The 16,965-nt window shown below is 62.7% G+C and carries 15 protein-coding genes, 1 tRNA gene and 1 pseudogene; 3 read left to right on the forward strand and 14 right to left on the reverse strand.

The annotated features are described in order from the left end of the window. Positions 1-62 precede the first annotated feature (62 nt). From ACLCGK_RS19265 to ACLCGK_RS19275, 3 genes are all read right to left on the reverse strand, one after another. Positions 63-1,733 (reverse strand): FMN-binding glutamate synthase family protein, encoded by a 1,671-nt coding sequence (locus ACLCGK_RS19265; protein ID WP_410952696.1) that lies wholly within the window; start codon positions 1,731-1,733, stop codon positions 63-65. 240 nt (positions 1,734-1,973) lie between these two features. Next, positions 1,974-3,341, reverse strand: a complete 1,368-nt coding sequence (locus tag ACLCGK_RS19270; protein ID WP_410952707.1) for an ATP-binding protein — start codon at positions 3,339-3,341, stop codon at positions 1,974-1,976. Position 3,342: 1 nt separating this feature from the next. Continuing rightward, positions 3,343-4,062: a response regulator gene (locus tag ACLCGK_RS19275; RefSeq protein WP_054573664.1), complete on the reverse strand. Its 720-nt coding sequence runs from the start codon at positions 4,060-4,062 to the stop codon at positions 3,343-3,345. A gap of 140 nt (positions 4,063-4,202) precedes the next feature. Here ACLCGK_RS19275 and ACLCGK_RS19280 point away from each other — a divergent pair, with 140 nt between their 5' ends. Beyond that, positions 4,203-6,500: a TonB-dependent siderophore receptor gene (locus ACLCGK_RS19280; RefSeq protein ID WP_410952697.1), complete on the forward strand. Its 2,298-nt coding sequence runs from the start codon at positions 4,203-4,205 to the stop codon at positions 6,498-6,500. Between the two features lie 474 nt (positions 6,501-6,974). Here ACLCGK_RS19280 and ACLCGK_RS19285 read toward each other — a convergent pair whose 3' ends face one another. The 5 genes and pseudogenes from ACLCGK_RS19285 to ACLCGK_RS19305 form a co-directional block, all read right to left on the reverse strand. Next, the gene (locus ACLCGK_RS19285) at positions 6,975-7,181 is read right to left on the reverse strand and encodes a DUF3079 domain-containing protein (protein ID WP_410952698.1); all 207 of its coding nucleotides are present in this window, start codon (positions 7,179-7,181) and stop codon (positions 6,975-6,977) included. Positions 7,182-7,306: 125 nt separating this feature from the next. Beyond that, a complete protein-coding gene (locus ACLCGK_RS19290) occupies positions 7,307-7,564 on the reverse strand; it encodes a hypothetical protein (RefSeq protein WP_410952699.1) in 258 nt (85 codons plus the stop codon). Positions 7,565-7,939: 375 nt separating this feature from the next. Beyond that, positions 7,940-8,127: pseudogene (locus ACLCGK_RS19295) on the reverse strand (XRE family transcriptional regulator); the annotation flags it as partial. Between the two features lie 260 nt (positions 8,128-8,387). Continuing rightward, positions 8,388-8,463: transfer RNA gene (locus tag ACLCGK_RS19300), tRNA-Thr, on the reverse strand. 98 nt (positions 8,464-8,561) lie between these two features. Continuing rightward, entirely contained in the window at positions 8,562-8,810 is a 249-nt protein-coding gene (locus ACLCGK_RS19305; RefSeq protein ID WP_410952700.1) for a hypothetical protein, read from the reverse strand. Between the two features lie 564 nt (positions 8,811-9,374). Between ACLCGK_RS19305 and ACLCGK_RS19310 the strand changes: the two genes are divergently transcribed. Next, positions 9,375-9,650, forward strand: coding sequence for a DUF3077 domain-containing protein (locus tag ACLCGK_RS19310; protein ID WP_013970482.1), 276 nt, complete (start codon positions 9,375-9,377; stop codon positions 9,648-9,650). A gap of 387 nt (positions 9,651-10,037) precedes the next feature. On the opposite strand, the gene ACLCGK_RS19315 is transcribed toward ACLCGK_RS19310, so the two are convergent. The 5 genes from ACLCGK_RS19315 to ACLCGK_RS19335 all read right to left on the reverse strand — a co-directional run bounded on the left by ACLCGK_RS19315 (position 10,038) and on the right by ACLCGK_RS19335 (position 14,286). After that, on the reverse strand, positions 10,038-11,243 hold the full coding sequence (locus tag ACLCGK_RS19315) for a methyltransferase (RefSeq protein WP_410952701.1): 1,206 nt from the start codon (positions 11,241-11,243) through the stop codon (positions 10,038-10,040). 66 nt (positions 11,244-11,309) lie between these two features. Next, positions 11,310-11,999, reverse strand: coding sequence for an ABC transporter permease (locus ACLCGK_RS19320; RefSeq protein ID WP_015268628.1), 690 nt, complete (start codon positions 11,997-11,999; stop codon positions 11,310-11,312). Beyond that, positions 11,999-12,691, reverse strand: a complete 693-nt coding sequence (locus ACLCGK_RS19325; protein ID WP_025337363.1) for an ABC transporter permease — start codon at positions 12,689-12,691, stop codon at positions 11,999-12,001. Before ACLCGK_RS19325 ends, ACLCGK_RS19320 begins: the two co-directional genes overlap by 1 nt. A 54-nt stretch (positions 12,692-12,745) precedes the next feature. Then, the gene (locus ACLCGK_RS19330) at positions 12,746-13,501 is read right to left on the reverse strand and encodes an ABC transporter substrate-binding protein (protein ID WP_015268630.1); all 756 of its coding nucleotides are present in this window, start codon (positions 13,499-13,501) and stop codon (positions 12,746-12,748) included. An 11-nt stretch (positions 13,502-13,512) separates the two neighbouring features. Further along, positions 13,513-14,286 (reverse strand): ABC transporter ATP-binding protein, encoded by a 774-nt coding sequence (locus ACLCGK_RS19335; protein ID WP_003257472.1) that lies wholly within the window; start codon positions 14,284-14,286, stop codon positions 13,513-13,515. Positions 14,287-14,950: 664 nt separating this feature from the next. Between ACLCGK_RS19335 and gabP the strand changes: the two genes are divergently transcribed. Then, on the forward strand, positions 14,951-16,336 hold the full coding sequence (gene gabP, locus ACLCGK_RS19340) for a GABA permease (RefSeq protein ID WP_410952702.1): 1,386 nt from the start codon (positions 14,951-14,953) through the stop codon (positions 16,334-16,336). A 180-nt stretch (positions 16,337-16,516) separates the two neighbouring features. On the opposite strand, the gene ACLCGK_RS19345 is transcribed toward gabP, so the two are convergent. Next, the gene (locus tag ACLCGK_RS19345; protein WP_013970488.1) at positions 16,517-16,960 is read right to left on the reverse strand and encodes a hypothetical protein; all 444 of its coding nucleotides are present in this window, start codon (positions 16,958-16,960) and stop codon (positions 16,517-16,519) included. Positions 16,961-16,965: the final 5 nt, after the last annotated feature.

Below are 16,965 nucleotides of genomic sequence, written 5' to 3' on the forward strand. Positions count from 1 at the left end.
CGCTATACCTGTGGGAGCGGGCAAGCCCGCGAAGGGCTGCAGAGCAGCCCCAGTTCTGGATGTCATGCTGGTTCAGTCTGCTCGTGACGAACAGCTGATGCCACAGCCCTTACTGCAATATCTCCAGTCTCCGGCGCAAAGCTGTCACTACGCGCCATCCGCCACATCCGCGCATAAAACTCGCTTTCAATCGAGCCACTGAGCAATTCGCCCGGCTTGAGGAACGTGTGCAGGTCCGAGAACAGCCCGATTTCGCTAGGGCTGATACGCCGCGCCAGGTGCTTGGGCTTGAGCTCCGAAGGGTGTTCCAGGCCCGCGGCAGCCAACATTTCGGCCAACGTATGCAGCGTGTTGCGGTGGAAGCTGGCCACCCGCTCGGCCTTGTCCGGCACCACCAGGGCGCGCTGGCGCAGCGGGTCTTGCGTGGCCACCCCGGTCGGGCATTTGTTGGTATGGCAGCTCTGCGACTGGATGCAGCCAATGGCGAACATGAAGCCGCGCGCGGAGTTGACCCAGTCCGCCCCGATGGCCAGCACGCTGGCGATGTCGAAGGCGCTGACGATCTTGCCTGCCGCGCCAATGCGGATACTGGCGCGCAGGTTCAGGCCGACCAGGGTGTTGTGCACGAACATCAGGCCCTCGCGCATCGGCACGCCCATGTTGTCGCTGAACTCGCGTGGCGCCGCACCGGTGCCGCCCTCCTTGCCATCGACGACGATGAAGTCCGGAGTGATGCCAGTGGCCAGCATGGCCTTGGCAATGCCCATGAACTCCCAAGGGTGGCCCAGGCAGAATTTGAACCCCACCGGCTTGCCGCCCGACAGCTCGCGCAGGCTGGCCACGAACTGCAGCAACTCGACTGGCGTGCGGAAGGCACTGTGCGCCGCTGGCGAGATGCAATCTTCGCCCACGCGCACGCCACGGGTTGCGGCAATTTCGGGGCTGACCTTGTGCCCCGGCAGGATGCCACCGTGGCCCGGCTTGGCGCCCTGGCTGAGCTTGATCTCGATCATCTTCACCTGCGGCGAGCGCGCCTGCTCGGCGAATCGCTGCGGGTCGAAGCGGCCGTCCTCGGTGCGGCAGCCGAAGTAGCCACTGCCGATTTCCCAGATCAGGTCACCGCCATGTTCGCGGTGGTACGGGCTGATGCTGCCTTCGCCGGTGTCATGGGCAAAACGGCCCATGCGTGCACCGCGGTTCAGGGCGGCGATGGCGTTGGCGCTGAGGGCGCCGAAGCTCATGGCCGAGATGTTGAAGATAGATGCCGAATAGGGCAGGCGGCATTGCGGCCCGCCAATGGCGATGCGGAACGATGCCGGGTCTGGCGTGGCCACTGGCAGCATGGAATGGCTGATGAACTCGAAGCCGGGCTTGTAGGCATCGTTGAGGGTGCCGAAGGCCTTCTCGGCGCTTTCGTTCTTGGCCCGGGCGTAGACCAGCGAACGCTGCGAGCGGGAGAACGGCAGCTTGTCGTCGTCGCCCTCGATCAGGTACTGGCGGATTTCCGGGCGGATGGTTTCGATCAGGTAGCGGATGTTGCCCAGGATCGGGTAGTTGCGGCGCACGGCGTGGTGGCTTTGCCGCAGGTCGTTCAGGCCGACCAGGCTGAGCAGCGTGGTGATCAATGTGAACGGCCACAGCCAGGCATGCTGGGGTAGCAGTGGCAGGCTGGCGAAGGTGAACAGCAGGCAGACGGTGAGGCAGGCGTAGCGGCTGGGTAGAGAGTGTTTCATGGGTCCATCGCAGGCAGGATGACCGGGCATAGGATAGGCAAAGGCGGGGAGGGGAAAACCTGGGTAATCGGTAAAAGACTGTTACCTGAATGTGGTTGTGTTGCCTGTGCTGGCCTCATCGCCGGCAAGCCAGCTCCAACCTCGACCGCACCGATTTCAAGCCATGCGCAGTACCTGTGGGAGCTGGCTTGCCGGCGATGAGGCCCGTACAGGCGGTACAGTTCCTCCCCCGCAAAAGTGTTAGCGAGGTAACAACACGCTGACCCGCAACCCACCCCCCTCGCGGTTCGCCAACAGCAATTCGCCCCCATGGCTGGCAGCAATCCGCTGGGCGATGCTCAACCCCAGCCCATACCCCCCGGACGCCTGATTGCGCGACCCGTCACCGCGCACGAACGGGTCGATGATGGTCGCCAGCAGGCCCGGAGCAATCCCCGGGCCATGGTCATCGATATGGATGAACACCCCCGTGGTCGCCTGCTCCAGCGTGACCGAAACCTCCTTGGCATAACGCAACGCATTGACCAGCAGGTTCTGCAGGCAGCGCTGCAGCAGCAGGGCATCGACCCGCAGGCTGCCCGCCTGGCCATGCACCGGCAACGGCTCTTCGGCAGTGGCCAGCTCCGCGCACTGGCGCACCACCAGCCGGTCCAGGTCTACCTGTTGCAAGTTCTGCTGCTCCCCCGCGCGCAGGTAATCGAGCACCTGGCCGATCATGTTGTCCATCTGCGCGATGTTCTGCCGCAGGCGTTGCCGGTTTTCGTCGTCCGGCAAGCGCTCCAGGCGCAGGCGCATGCGCGTCAGCGGGGTGCGCAGGTCGTGGGACACGGCGGCCAGGAAGTAGGCCTTGTCGTTGACCATCGCGATCAGCCGCTGCTGCATGGCGTTGAAGGCCTGGGCCGCCTGGCGCACTTCCTCCGGGCCATCCAGCGCCAAGGGCGGCTGCTCGAGGTTGCTACCCAGGCCGCGCGCGGCATCGGCCAGGCGCCGAAGCGGGCGCAGGCACAGGCGCACGGCTATCAGGCACACCAGCAATACCGCGACGATGCGCAGCGCGTACACCCGCAACAGGTAATCGCTGATCAACACCCAGGCCGACTCGCCGCTCCAGCCTTGCAGTTCCTGGCCCTCGATGGTCAGCCAGTGCCCATCGGCCAACGGCACCGCGAACTGCAGATGCGCCTGGGCCGTGCGCAGGCCGAACAGGCTGCGCCAGACGATCGGCTGGCCCTGTTCGTCGGTCAACTGCACCTTCATCAGGCGCACGTCCTGGGCATGCCCCAACTCGTACTCGAGGGCCTGGTGCAGCAACAGCTCGACACGCCTGCGCCCGCGGCGCTCGTCCTGCACCGGCGTGGGCAGGGCTTCGCTGCAACGCAGTTGGTAATGCGCTGGCGCCTGCGGTGAACCGGCACGGCAGTCGGCCTGGGCGATCAACGGCGCGCTGCGTGCGGCAATCAGCCGGACAGGGGCCTCGAGAACCTGGGCAAAACGCACATCGAACCAGATGCTGCTGGACATCAACTGGATCAGCACGGTGCCGCTGACCATTATCAGCAGCAACTGGCCGAACAACGTGCGTGGCCACAGCCGGCGCAGCCAGCGCATGTCAGGCATCGGCCCCGTTGGCGGCGATGCTCAGCAAATAGCCTTCGTTGCGGATGGTGAGAATTTGCGCGGCACCCGCCGGCGCGTGGCGCAGGTGCTGGCGCAGGCGGCTGACGCACATGTCCACCGAACGGTCGTCGGGCAGGTGGTCGCGGCCGAACGCACTGCGCGTCAGCTGGTCGCGGGACACCACGCGGTTGTTGGCTTCCAGCAGCTCGCGCAGTACGCGGTAGTCGGAGCGGGGCAGGGTCAGGGTCTCGCCATCGGGGCGGGTGAGCAGGCGTTTCACGTGTTCCAGGCGGAAGCCGGCGAACAGCTGGGCATCTTCTACCGGCTCTTCGGCGGGCGCATCCAGGCGTTGCGGACGACGCAGCACGGCCTTGATCCGGGCGATCAGCTCGCGTGGCTCGAAGGGCTTGGCCAGGTAGTCATCGGCACCCACCTCCAGACCGATGATGCGGTCCAGCGTGCTGCCCTTGGCCGACAGCATGATCACCGCCAGCCCCGGCGTGGCTTGCAGCTGGCGGCACAGGCTCAGGCCATCTTCGCCCGGCAGCATCAGGTCCAGCACCACCAGCTCCACCTTGTGCCGGGCCAGTTGCTCGCGCATCTGCTCGCCGTCAGCCGCTGCCAGTACGTTATAGCCGGCATCTGTCAGGTAATCACAAAGAAGTTCGCGGATCTCGTCGTCATCATCGACAACGAGCAGAGTTGTGCTCATGCAGAAAAACACCTGTTCGGTGAGGGCCGGTGGCGCTCGTTACGTTCGATTACATCCCCGTACAAGCCGGGTCTGGAGCCCGGGGGGCCGATCCCTAGAATCCTAACAAAAAATCATCTGCAAATACGAAGCCTTCCCAAATGAACTCCGAGAGCACCTCGAACACCTTCCCCTCCATGAGCCGAGGCGGCGCACGCCTCAAACCGCTGGCCCTGTTCATTGCCGTGGCCGTCAGCGGTGGCGCGATGGCTGCCGACAGCAAGCCCCTGGAACTGGAGGCCACGCAGATCGAAGACAGCGCCCTGCTGCCTGCCGACGAAGCTGGTCAGCTGGGTTACACCGTCGAAAGCACCCGCAGCTCCACCGGCCTGGCCCTGACGCCGCGCCAGACGCCGCAGTCGGTCACCACCATTACCCGCCAGCAGATGGATGACCGCGACATCCACACCATCGAGCAAGCGCTGGAAACCACCCCAGGCGTGACCGCGAGCAAGTCCGAAGTGGGCGGGCGTACCGACTACCGTGCCCGTGGTTACTCGATCAGCAACTGGAAGGTCGATGGCCTGCAGTTCCAGGGCGGGTCCGATTTCAGTGGCGGCGGCAACGCACTGAACATGGACCTGTACGAGCGCATCGACATCGTGCGCGGCGCCAACGGCCTGCTGGGTGGTACCGGCGACCCGTCGGCCACCGTCAACCTGATCCGCAAGGCACCGACCAGAACGTTCGGCGGTAGCGCCTATGCCACCTACGGCAGCTGGGACAAGCGCCGCCTGGGCGCCGACCTCAACTTGCCGCTGTCCGAAGACGGTCGCCTGCGTTCGCGCTTCGTGATGACCCAGCAGGACGCCAACTCATTCCGCGACAACCAGTCCGAGCGCTCCCGCGCCGCGCTGGCCAACTTCGAGTTCGACCTGGACGACGCCACCACCCTTGGTGCCGGCTACCAGTACGAGTACAACAAGATTGTTGGCGGTGGCTGGGGTGCGAACATCCCGATCTGGTACAGCGATGGCAGCAAGACCGACCTGCCGCGCAGCACCAACGTGGTACCCAGCTGGAGCTTTGGCGAGTACACCACCCGCACCGCGTTCGGCTCGCTGGAGCACCGCTTCGACAACGACTGGACGCTGGACCTGAAAGCCGCCCAGAGCACCGCCGAAACCCTCAACCACCGCGGCCTGGCCAAGGTCAACTCGGCGGGCCGTGGCAGCTACGGCGGCTACTGGGACCAGGATGGCAGCGGCGCCGTGCTCAACGGCCTGCACAGCTCCACCGACACCACCCAGCAGTCGGCGCAGATCGACCTGTCCGGCCCGTTCCAACTGTTTGGCCGTACCCACCAGGCGATGGTTGGCTACAACGACAGCCGCACCGTGGCCTGGTCGCCGGAATACACCTGCACCATGGTCGGTGACGGCATGGCCAGTGCGCCTGCGCTGGGTTGCCAGTTCCGCGCCAACAACGGCTTCCCGCTGACCGACTGGCGCAATGGCGTGGATGACGACTACAACATCATCGCCTCGCGCACCGGCCGCCACAGCAAGACCACCACCCGCCTGCAGGGCATGTACGCGGCAACCCGCCTGAGAATCACCGACCCACTGTCGGTCATCCTCGGCGTGCGCACCAGCAACTACTCGGCCACCACCCGCAGCGTGGCTGGCGCACGTACCAGCCAGGAAGAGAACGGCATCGTCACCCCGTACCTGGGCGCCGTGTACGACCTCAACGACAACTACTCGCTGTATGCCAGCTACACCGACATCTTCACCCCGCAAACCGCTGAAACCAGCAGCGGCAGCAAGGTCGAGCCAATTCGCGGGCAAAGCTACGAGACGGGTATCAAGGGAGAGTGGTTCGATGGCCGCCTGAACGCCTCGGCGGCGTACTTCCGCACCAAGCAGGAAAACAAGGCAGTGCTCGACGGCGACCTGACCACCCCAACCGGTGGCGACGCCTATAAAGCCGGTTCCGGCCAGGAAACCGACGGTATCGACCTGGAAATCGCCGGCGCCCTGACCCCCAGCTGGAACGTGTACGCCGGCTACACCTACCTGCACTTCCGCCGCGTCGACAGCGACGGTCGCAGCGACCCATCGCACCTGTTCAAGGCCTCGACCACCTACCGCCTTTCCGGCCCGCTCGACCGCCTGACTCTAGGCGCCGGGGTTACTGCGCAGAGCAACATCCGCGCAATTTCCAGCCCGGCAGGCCAGCCGAGCAATGGTGTGAGCACCGGTGCCACTGACGTGAACTGGTCCGGTTATGCCATCTGGAATGCCATGGCCAAGTACCAGCTGACCGACGACACCAGCGTCAGCCTCAACGCCAACAACCTGTTCGACAAGCACTACTACACCCGCTACGGGTTCTATGCCGGGGCAATTTATGGTGACCCACGCAACCTGTCGCTGACGGTCAGCACAGCGTTCTGATCAACCGCACCTGGGGCTGCTGCGCAGCCCATCGCCGGCAAGCCGGGCTCCCACAGGTACCGCGCACACCTTGAGCCCGGCGCGCCCGTTGGTAGCAACTGCCATGCTCAATTTCTAACAGGTGGCGCGATCCCTGTGGGAGCGGGCGCGCCCGCGAACACGGGCGAAGCCCGTGCCATCCACCGCAGCACCTGATTCGCTGGGTCGGCGCCAGGCTCAAACCATGCGCTGTACCTGTGGTAGATGGCCCAGCCCTTTGGGCTGCGCTGTCGTGAAGACAACTGAAATTGCAAGCAATCCGCGTACCCTGTGGGAGCGGCTTAAGCCGCGAAGAATCCAACGCGGTGTATGGCACCGGCTGCGCCGGTGTTCGCGGCTAAAGCCGCTCCCATATGGCCCCTGCTAATTCAATGAGTTACCTGCAGTTCTATGAGAGCCCGGCTTGCCGGCTATGGGCCACAAAGCTGCCCTATTTCACCTAGGGCCAGTCTCTTGCTGGCGATCAACCGGCTTCTCCAGCCGGTCCTCGAAACTGTCCCAGTCCTCGCCAAACAGTTCCACCGGGTGCATGGTCCGACTCGCCCCATTGCCACAGGCCAATGACTTGGCCGGGCAGTACAAGTCGCAGCCCCAGCAGATGCGCTCCGGGTGGCTGGGGGTTTTGGGGAATTTCTTGGCCATGGTTTCCTTCCCTCAAGGGCTGACTGATCTCAGGCTATGCTGCGTGCCGGCGTCAGGCTTGATTGAGATCAATCTTGGGGAGGAGTACAGCCACTACAAACCTCAACTGACCCAACATTAACGTATCAGTGGTGAGGGGGACGCGTTGCCAATTGGGCATAGCCGTTCGGCAGATGGTGGGCATCTACAAAGTGCCGGGTTTGCAGTTCTAGCACCATGTTCATCAGACTGGATACGGGCTCAGCCACGCCCCACGTAGCAGCAACCTTGTCGTAACGGTTTACCGCTTGCGCCTTTTCTACCAGTTTTCCATTCAGATCTTGAGCCAGGTCCTTCCAGCGGGTGACCAGCTTCTTCATCTGCTCGGCTTGTTCCGGCTTCATGCATGGAAAACGGCGAAGCCGGTCAACAGATACATCAGGCGCCGCTTCCTCTCGGGTGCGAGCCTTGGCATGTTCAAGCGATTTTCCAGTGCTTCGCGCATATCCTCGCTTCTGTACCAGAAGAGGAGAGCGAAAGTCTCGGCAACGGCCTTGTCCAGCGAGGTTTTTGTAGCTTGAACGACCAGGTGCTCGAGTGCCTGACGGGCATGTTGATCAGAGGGGGGGCATGTCAGCGGACACAAGCGCCCAGAGTTTTTCTAGCGAGTAATCGAGCGAGGGGGTGTCGCAATGCTGGGCCCCATGCGCCGTATTCGAGGGCACAGTCATCGCCTCACTGGTATTACTGGCCCCACTCTCGCGCTTCATCGAGAATCAACCATTTGCAAGCTCGGATTTTCGGGATTGGGTTACGTTCAGCCTGGTCGCAGCATCATGCTGCTTGAGGCCCATTTTTTTGATGCAGGCCGTGATGAAAATGGACAGGTCCATTTTCAAGGCCATTTTGCTGGCCGTGTCTGCATCGTGGGTGGCGTGGAAAGGCTTTCGTGGAATTGAAGCGCCATCGGCTTGCCTCAGCAGGAATACCTAAAATTTACGATAAATCGTGGCGGGGCCAGGTGGGCGAGTCAAAGCGTTTATGTTGGAAGACGTGTCTGGTCTCTGGCTGCGCTCTTCTTTGGGATCGCTGGGGGCCGCTGCGCAGCCCATCGCAGGCAAGCCAGCTCCTACACCGACCGCATCGACCTCAAGGCCAAGGCTGATGTGGGCGACCCTGAAAACAAAAAAGGCCCACCTTTTGGTGAGCCTTTTTTGATACTGCGTATGGTGCCGGCACCAGGAATCGAACCCGGGACCTACTGATTACAAGTCAGTTGCTCTACCATCTGAGCTATACCGGCAATGGGGCGTCATTATAACGATCGGTTGGCGCCTGTAAACCACTTCGTTGCGAATGTTCGCAAATGACCTAAGTCACCGACCTGAAAGAAGAATTTTCCTACCAGCCGCGATGGATGGTGGTGACGCTTGGCTCGGTTTTGCCCGGGTTGAAGAACAGCTTGTCGTTGTCGCAGCCGCGCTTGCGGCAGGGGCTTTCGGTGCGCAGGGGCAGGCCGTTGTCGCCGCCCAGCTGCATGCCGGGGTGGTTCCAGCCCAGGCTGCTGGTGGGGTGGGGAGCGGTGCCGCTGGCGCAGCCGGTCAGGGCCAGGGCGAGGGTCAGCAGGGCGAGGGGCGTGGCTTGGGTCACGATGGTCGGGTCCGTTAGTCCATTGTCGGTTCTGGCGCAACGCCAGAAGGTCGCGGGGCTGGCGGGCAGCGCGCGACGTCACTTTTTAATCATTTGGGGGGGCGGATGATACACCGTTGCGGCGGTCGGGCATTAGCTTTGTGTTGCTTGTGATGGCCTATTCGCGGGCTTGCCCGCTCCCACAGGATCTCCACAACCCTTGAAACTGTGTAGTACTTGTGGGAGCGGGCGCGCCCGCGAATAGGCCATCAGCTGTACGAAGATTCTGAACTTTAGGGCTAACAGCTTCAGGGTTTGATGGCTTCGGAACTATCCTACGCGCGCCGCCGAAGTATCGCTGTTGTCGGGGAAATGGCTCACGGATACCGTTTTCGGGTCGCTCTGGCGACCGGGTGTGAGAACCCTGATCGAATAAGCGCTACCCATTTATGGTGGCCGTACGCGGGCAGACTTCGGTCTGGCCGGGCTTCCTTATTCGACCGGTTTCTCACCCCGCGTACGGCTGCCACCCAAATCCGTGAGAAAGATTTCTGGCAGTCCCCTCCCCGAGTAAGGATTTATGCCATGAAGAAAACCATCATCGAACCCATCACTACCGCAGGCGTGGAAACCTTCCTCGCAGCCGGTAACCCATCCCTCAATCTGCTACGCGTGGAGCCTGGCGTCCCCGTCGATGCTGCCTATGAGCATGTCTCGATCCTGATGGGCTACATCAAGCATCTGGTGCGCGAAGGGGATATGGAGGATGACCATAAATTCCTGGGCGCCGCCGATTATCTGTGCGACATGGCCAAGGCGCTGATGAACGATATCGAGATTGCCAAGAACAAGGCGCATTGAGCCCTGATGCGGTCAGTGTGGGAGCGGCCTTGTGTCGCGATGGGCCGCAAAGCGGCCCCGTTTTTGGCGTATTTGCAGAGATCGCTGGGGCTGCGTTGCAGCCCTTTCGCGAAACAAGGTCACTCCCACAAGGGAACGCGTGAATCAGGCCATTCTGGGTAAGGCTTTAGACGCAGTCGCCAACCACAAGAAATGTTTATGCACAAGTGGCATCGGCGACTTGCGCGAAAGGCATGCCGGATCGATACACCGCCGGTCTTTGCGCAAACGCCTGTTTTTACTGGCCTTGACGCGCAAGCCGGAATAAGCCAAACGCTTGAAATAGCGCTTGGATCCAACAGGTAATCACAAGCTTGTTCACAGAGTTATCCACAGGTTGTGCTGCGGCTAACGGTCGCGTTCGGCGAGGATTAGCAGGTTGCGCGGGGTGAGTGGGTAGTCGCAGAACAGGCCAAGGCGCACGTTGTAGCCTTGTTCTTCGAGGAACAGGGCGCGATCGAGTACCAGCCACAGCTCCAGCGGCCGGCGGAACAGGTTGCGCACGCGCTCCAGGTTGCGGACCTCGGCCAGGCGTTGCCAGCCTGCGGCTTCCAGGGCTGCCCAGTCCGGGTTGCCATTCACCTGTAATTGCTTGAGTTCGGCCAGGTCGCGGCAGTACTGCTCGAAGGGCTTCTCCAGCCAGGCCACGGGTATTGACGGTGTCGGCAGGTACTCATCGGTCTGGCGCTGCTGGCGTTGCAGCAGGTCGAAGCCCAGGCGCCGGGCCATCGAGGTGTCGCGCTGGCGTCGCACGCGGGCGCCGGCGGTAACGGTTTCGCTCAAGGGCAGGCCCAGGTCGTCCAGTGACAGCCGCAGGCTGGAGGCTTGGGCGGCTGTGGATAACGCTTGGTACTGCTGCGCCGCGATGCGGTTGTAGCAGCAGGGGGCGACGGCCAGTTGCCGGCAACCTTGCTGGCTGGCCAGTTGCATCAGGCGCACATGCAGGTCGCCACAGGCGTGCAGGGCGACCACGCTTTTGTCGCCAGCCAGGTGGCGGGCGCTGTCCTTGGCCATCACATCCTGGTGCACATGCTGCGCCGGCAAGTGGTGGTGCGTGCTCAGGGCTTGGCCGGCAGCGACCAGTTCGGCGTCGTATTCCAGGCAGGTCAGGTGTTGGCCGGGTTGCAGCAGGCGGCGGCCCAGGTGGCCTTTGCCGGAGCACCAGTCCAGCCAGTGACGGGGCTGTTCGCGGAAGGCCAGGTGGCTGGCGAAGGCTTCGATCTGCTGCCATTTGCGGCCGGGGACGGCTACGTCGAGGCGATGCGCAGCGGGGGGCAGGTCGGTTTCCGGGAGGTTGCCGAGTGCCGAAAGCTGTCGGGCTTGCTGGGCCAGTTGCGGGAACGGGGCGGGCAACGGGGCAGCGGTGGTGTCGGTTTCGGCGTCTGCCAGGGAGCATTGGCGCAGGTGGGTGGCAAGCTCGGGGTGGGCGGTTTCCCAGGCCAGCTGCAGGCTGGTGAAGGGGCGGGGTTTCCACAGCTGCTGGTGCTCGATCAGGAACTGGTCGAGGGCCTGGAAGCGGGTGCTTAGGTGGGGGCTGTGGAGGTGGTTGGGCATGGCAAGGATGTGTGGTGGATTCGAGGGCCTCTTCGCGGGCACGCCCGCGAAGCAGTCAGTGAGGTCTCAGCGGCCCTGGCACGCATCCACGCGCAACCAGCGCTCCAGCAGCTTGAAGCCCTGCACCAGCACGAACGAGATCACCAGGTAAAACACCCCGGCGGCAAAGAAGATCTCTACCGGCAGGTAGGTGCGGGCGATGATGGTACGGGCCATGCCGGTCAGTTCCAGCAGGGTCACGGTACTGGCCAGGGCGCTGGCCTTGAGCATCAGGATCACTTCGTTGCTGTACGCCGGCAGGCCGATGCGCGCGGCGCGTGGCAGCATGATGTAGAACAGCGTCTTGCCTCGCGACATGCCCAGCGCCCGCGCCGCCTCGATCTCACCCTTGGGGATCGACTGCAGCGCGCCGCGCAGGATCTCGGCGATGTAGGCAGCCGTGTGCAGGGTCATGGTCAGCACGGTGCACCAGAACGGGTCGCGCAGGTACGGCCACAGCGAACTCGAACGCACCGCGTCGAACTGCGCCAGGCCGTAGTAGACCAGGAACAGCTGCACCAGCAGCGGCGTGCCACGGAAGAAGAAGATGTAGCTGAACGGCACCGCGCGCACATACCAGTGGCGCGAGGAGCGGGCGATGCCCAGCGGGATGGCCAGGATCAATCCGGCAACCACTGCAATGGCTACCAGCTCCAGGGTCAGGGTCGCACCCTGGGCCAGGCGTGGCAGCCATTTGATGATGACTTCCCAATTCATTATTCAGCCCTCGCAAAGCCGCGAGCGGCGCGTTTTTCCATGAAGTGCATGCCGGTCATGGCAATGATGGTCAGGCTCAGGTAGATGCAGGCCGCGACCATGTAGAAGGTGAACGGCTCTTTGGTCACGGTCACGCCGATTTGTGCGTGGCGCATGATTTCTTCCAGGCCGATCACCGACACCAGGGCGGTGTCCTTCATCAGGATCATGAACAGGTTGCCAAGGCCGGGCAGGGCGATGCGCCACATCTGCGGCAGGATGATCCGCGACAGGATGCGGCCTTTGGACAGGCCAAGCGCCAGGCCGGCTTCACGGTGGCCCTTGGGGATCGCCAGGATGGCGCCACGGAACACTTCGGTGGCGTAGGCGCCGAAGCACAGGCCCAGGGCGATCACGCCCGCAGCGAAGGCGCTGAGCTCCAGACCCGGCATGTTCAGGGCTTCACCGAGGGCGTTCATCAAGCCGACGGTGCCGAAATAGATAAGCAGTACCCACAGCAGTTCGGGCACGCCGCGAACCAGGGTCGAATAGAAGCCACCAAGCCATTGCAGCGGCTTGATCGAGGAAGTCTTGGCCAGGGCGCCGAGCAGGCCCAGGACCAGGCCCAGCAGCAAGGCGCAAAGCGCCAGTTTTACGGTCATCAGGGTGCCGGCCATCATGGCCGGACCGAATCCGTGCAGGTCGATATTCATGGGCAGGTCATTCTAGGGACTGGCGCGCCGCAAGGGCGCGCCTGTCGGGGCGGATCATTCGATGCTGAACGGGAAGTACTTGTCGTTGATCTTCTTGTACGTGCCGTCGGCCTTGATTTCTGCCAGGGCCTTGTTCAGGTCGTCGCGCAGCTTGGTGTCACCCTTGCGCACGGCAATGCCGATCTTGTCGCTGTCCATCACTGGCTCACCCTTGAACTCGAAGTTCGAGCCGTCTTTGCTCTTCAGCCACTCGTACTGCACGTACTTGTCGGCCAGGATGCCGTCGATGCGGCCGGAAACCAGGTCGAGGTAGGCGTTTTCCTGGGTGTCGTACAGTTTGATCTCTACGTCGTTACCGTAGTTGTCTTCCAGCCAGGTGCCAGCCAGGGTGGCGCGCTGGGTACCGATCACCTTGCCCTTGAGCGAGGCCTTGTCAGTCTTGAAGTCGACGTTTTTCGGCGCGATGAACTGCAGCTTGTTGGAGTAGTACGGCTCGGTGAAGTCCACGGCCTGCTTGCGCTCGTCGGTGATCGACAGCGACGACACCAGGAAGTCGAACTTCTTGGCGTTCAAGGCCGGGATGATGCCGTCCCAGTCGGAGGTGACGACCGAGCACTCGACTTTCATCTTGGCGCACAGGGCGTCGCCGATGTCTTTGTCGAAGCCGACCACGTTACCGCTGGCATCCTTGTTGTTGAACGGTGGGTAGGCGGCTTCGATACCCATGCGCAGTTTTTCTGCGGCCAGGGCGTTGGCCGACATCACCAGCGTGGCAGCAGCTGCCAGGAGGAACTTCTTGTAAGTGTGCATGTATTGCTCCGTTAGCGGTGGCTGGACATGAATTGCTTGCAACGCGCCGAGGTCGGGTTCTCGAAGACCTGCTGCGGCGATCCCTGCTCTTCGACCAGGCCCTGGTGCAGGAAGACGACTTCACTGGACACATGGCGGGCAAAGCTCATCTCGTGCGTCACCAGCAGCATGGTACGGCCTTCTTCGGCCAATGCGCGGATAACGTTTAGCACTTCCTGGACCATTTCCGGATCGAGCGCCGAAGTTGGCTCGTCGAACAGGATGACCTTGGGCTTCATGGCCAGGGTACGGGCAATGGCGGCGCGCTGCTGCTGGCCACCGGAAAGCTGGGCGGGGTAGCTGTGACGCTTGTCGTAGATGCCCACCTTGTTCAACAGGGCTTCGGCGGCTTCGATGGCCTCGGCCTTGCTCTGGCCAAGCACGCGGCGTGGCGCCTCGATGATGTTGTCGAGGATCGACATGTGCGGCCACAGGTTGAAGTTCTGGAAGACGAAGCCGATCTCGCTGCGCAGGCGGTTGATCTGGCGGTTGTCGGCGGCGACCAGGTCGCCGTTCTTGGCGGCCTTGAGCTTGAGGGCTTCACCGGCAACCAGGATTTCGCCCTGGTGCGGGTTTTCGAGCAGGTTGATGCAGCGCAGCAGGGTGGATTTGCCGGAGCCGGACGACCCCAGGATGGAGATCACGTCACCGTCGCGTGCGGTCAGCGAAATGCCCTTGAGAATTTCCTGCTCGCCATAGCGTTTGTGCAGATTGCGGATTTCCAGCGCGGGCGTGGCCTGAGCCATGTGCGGTCCTCATGTGTACGGGTGCGTTCCCAGCTGTTGGCGGCCTTCCTGGCGTGCGCCACGCTAGCATAGCGGCATTATCACGGCCAACAGGGTCGCTGGGGACTTGGGGCGCTGGTGGGGCAGTTTGTCGCATCGTTGCAGCGCAACGTCGCGCGGATGTCCGCGAAGGTGTCGCCCAGCACCAGAGCCTTGATGAAAAAAGGCGCGATGGTGCCAGCTTTGGCCCGCTCATGGAAGCGGTTTTAGACCTTTCGCGGGCCCGCCCGCTCCCACAGGTTCTTTAAAAGGCTCAAATGGTTGCACCTGACCTGTGGGGGCGGGCATGCCCGTGAATGGGGGCGGCCAGGTCTTTGGGTTGTACCTCTAGGTTGCACTTTTTGCATTGCAGCGGTGCACAAGGTGTTACCTGGGAGCACCTTTGGTGCGTTTGTAAGTGGGTATTTCAGTAATCCGATGATTTGGTGGCCTTTCGGTCAGCCGTTGGCCGAAAGCCCTCCAAACCGCATGCTAAAAGGGCTACCGACTTTTCTGACGAATGTATTCAGCACATGGCGCGCTTATTGCCAGTAGGAAACCGCCGATTGCAGCGACGCCCAGGTCAACCCCAGGCGCGCTCCGTAACCGCAGTCGGAGTGGTCCACTCCTTACAAAGGTAGTTTCAATGAGCGGTAACAATTCCAATGACCTCGCTCAGGGGCTCAAACAACGGCATGTGACCATGCTGTCCATCGCTGGCGTCATCGGTGCCGGCCTTTTCGTTGGCTCCGGCCACGCCATCGCTGCTGCCGGCCCAGCCGTGCTGCTGGCTTACGCTGCCGCCGGCACGCTGGTCGTGCTGGTCATGCGCATGTTGGGTGAAATGGCGGTCGCCTCGCCTGACACCGGTTCGTTCTCTACCTATGCCGACCGCGCCATCGGACGCTGGGCCGGTTTCACCATTGGCTGGCTGTACTGGTGGTTCTGGGTACTGGTAATTCCGCTGGAGGCCAACGCCGCCGCAGCCATCCTGCATGCCTGGTTCCCTGCGGTCGACCTGTGGGCGTTCTCCCTGGTCATCACCTTGGCGCTGACCCTGACCAACCTGTGCAGCGTGAAGAACTACGGCGAGTTCGAGTTCTGGTTCGCTCTGCTGAAGGTGCTGGCGATCATCGGCTTCATCTCTGTGGGTTGTGCTGCCTTGTTCGGCTTTGTGCCGAGCAGCCAGGTAAGCGGTGCCAGCCACCTGTTCGACACCCAGGGCTTCATGCCTAACGGCCTGGGCGCGGTGCTGGCAGCCATGCTGACCACCATGTTCTCGTTCATGGGTACCGAAATCGTTACCATCGCCGCTGCCGAGTCGAAGGACCCGGGCAAGCAGATCAGCCGCGCCACCAACTCGGTGATCTGGCGTATCTGCCTGTTCTACCTGGTGTCGATCTTCCTGGTCGTAGCCCTGGTACCGTGGAACGACCCGGCCCTGGCCGAGACCGGTTCCTACCAGACTGTGCTGAGCCGCATCGGCGTGCCGAATGCCAAGCTGATCGTCGACATCGTCGTGCTGATCGCCGTGACCAGCTGCCTGAACTCGGCGCTGTACACCTCGTCGCGCATGCTGTTCTCGCTGAGCAAGCGTGGTGACGCCCCGGCCATTGCCCAGCGCACCACCAAGTCGGCTACCCCGCATGTGGCGGTTCTGCTGTCCACTGCAGCGGCGTTCCTCTGTGTGTTCGCCAACTTCGTGGCCCCGGCCCAGGTGTTCGAGTTCCTGCTGGCCAGCTCTGGTGCCATTGCGCTGCTGGTGTACCTGGTGATTGCCGTGTCGCAGCTGCGCATGCGCGCCCAGCGTGAGGCCCGCGGCGAGAAGATCACCTTCAAGATGTGGCTGTTCCCGGGCCTGACCTGGGCGACCATTGCCTTCATCATTGCCATTCTGGTGGTAATGGCGCTGCGTGAGGACCACCGTGCCGAAATCATCGCGACCGCACTGCTGAGCATCGGTGTGGTGGCGGCTGGCTTGCTGGTGCACCGCAAGCGTGAAGCTGCCGGGAGGGTGGCGCTGGATAACTGATCCGCGCTGGCTGAAATGAAAAGGCCGCGTCCTGTGAAGGGCGCGGCCTTTTTTGTTGCCTGTTCCGGCTCTTTCGCGGGCTTGCCCGCTCCCACAGGGACGGCATTGCCTTTAAGCCTGGGGTGTACCTGTGGGAGCCGGCTTGCCGGCGATAGGGCCCGGGCAGGCTACACAGCCCTGTCAGCCAAATTGCTTCTGCTGCTGTTGCTGCTTGGCAACCAGCTCCGAAGCCGCCACGTAGGCGGCCTGGAACTCATCGCTCTCCAGCCAGGCCATGGTGGCTTCTTCGTCGGCCCCATCCAGCCATTTGCGGTAGGCATTGAACACCAGCACGATGTAATCGGTGGCGTGTTCTTCCTTGTGTCCCTTGAGCACAAGGGCCAGCAGCGGGTCTACCAGGAACACCGAAATCATCGGTACCAGGCCGCCTTCCTGGGCTTCCTTCATCTTCTTGAACAGCGGGTCGTAGCTGCCCGACTCCATGGCCTTGTTGTACACCTGCTCGATGCTGGCGCTGTCACCGGCACTGGCCTTGACCGCCTGGCCGCTGCGTACCATGCGGTTCTGCTTGGCCTTGCTGGCGGCGCGCTTGGCGCGTTTCTGTTGCTTGGTTGGGGTGGCCATGGTGA

It is taken from the genome of Pseudomonas sp. S1(2024), from assembly GCF_046557535.1.

Coding starts and splice junctions, on each gene's coding strand:
- ACLCGK_RS19315 (WP_410952701.1), bottom strand. CDS start 11,243: ATGCCCAACCACCTCCACAGCCCCCACCTAAGCACCCGCTTCCAGGCC.
- ACLCGK_RS19275 (WP_054573664.1), bottom strand. CDS start 4,062: ATGAGCACAACTCTGCTCGTTGTCGATGATGACGACGAGATCCGCGAA.
- gabP (WP_410952702.1), top strand. CDS start 14,951: ATGAGCGGTAACAATTCCAATGACCTCGCTCAGGGGCTCAAACAACGG.
- ACLCGK_RS19280 (WP_410952697.1), top strand. CDS start 4,203: ATGAACTCCGAGAGCACCTCGAACACCTTCCCCTCCATGAGCCGAGGC.
- ACLCGK_RS19345 (WP_013970488.1), bottom strand. CDS start 16,960: ATGGCCACCCCAACCAAGCAACAGAAACGCGCCAAGCGCGCCGCCAGC.
- ACLCGK_RS19325 (WP_025337363.1), bottom strand. CDS start 12,691: ATGAATATCGACCTGCACGGATTCGGTCCGGCCATGATGGCCGGCACC.
- ACLCGK_RS19270 (WP_410952707.1), bottom strand. CDS start 3,341: ATGCGCTGGCTGCGCCGGCTGTGGCCACGCACGTTGTTCGGCCAGTTG.
- ACLCGK_RS19335 (WP_003257472.1), bottom strand. CDS start 14,286: ATGGCTCAGGCCACGCCCGCGCTGGAAATCCGCAATCTGCACAAACGC.
- ACLCGK_RS19285 (WP_410952698.1), bottom strand. CDS start 7,181: ATGGCCAAGAAATTCCCCAAAACCCCCAGCCACCCGGAGCGCATCTGC.
- ACLCGK_RS19265 (WP_410952696.1), bottom strand. CDS start 1,733: ATGAAACACTCTCTACCCAGCCGCTACGCCTGCCTCACCGTCTGCCTG.
- ACLCGK_RS19290 (WP_410952699.1), bottom strand. CDS start 7,564: ATGAAGCCGGAACAAGCCGAGCAGATGAAGAAGCTGGTCACCCGCTGG.
- ACLCGK_RS19330 (WP_015268630.1), bottom strand. CDS start 13,501: ATGCACACTTACAAGAAGTTCCTCCTGGCAGCTGCTGCCACGCTGGTG.
- ACLCGK_RS19310 (WP_013970482.1), top strand. CDS start 9,375: ATGAAGAAAACCATCATCGAACCCATCACTACCGCAGGCGTGGAAACC.
- ACLCGK_RS19320 (WP_015268628.1), bottom strand. CDS start 11,999: ATGAATTGGGAAGTCATCATCAAATGGCTGCCACGCCTGGCCCAGGGT.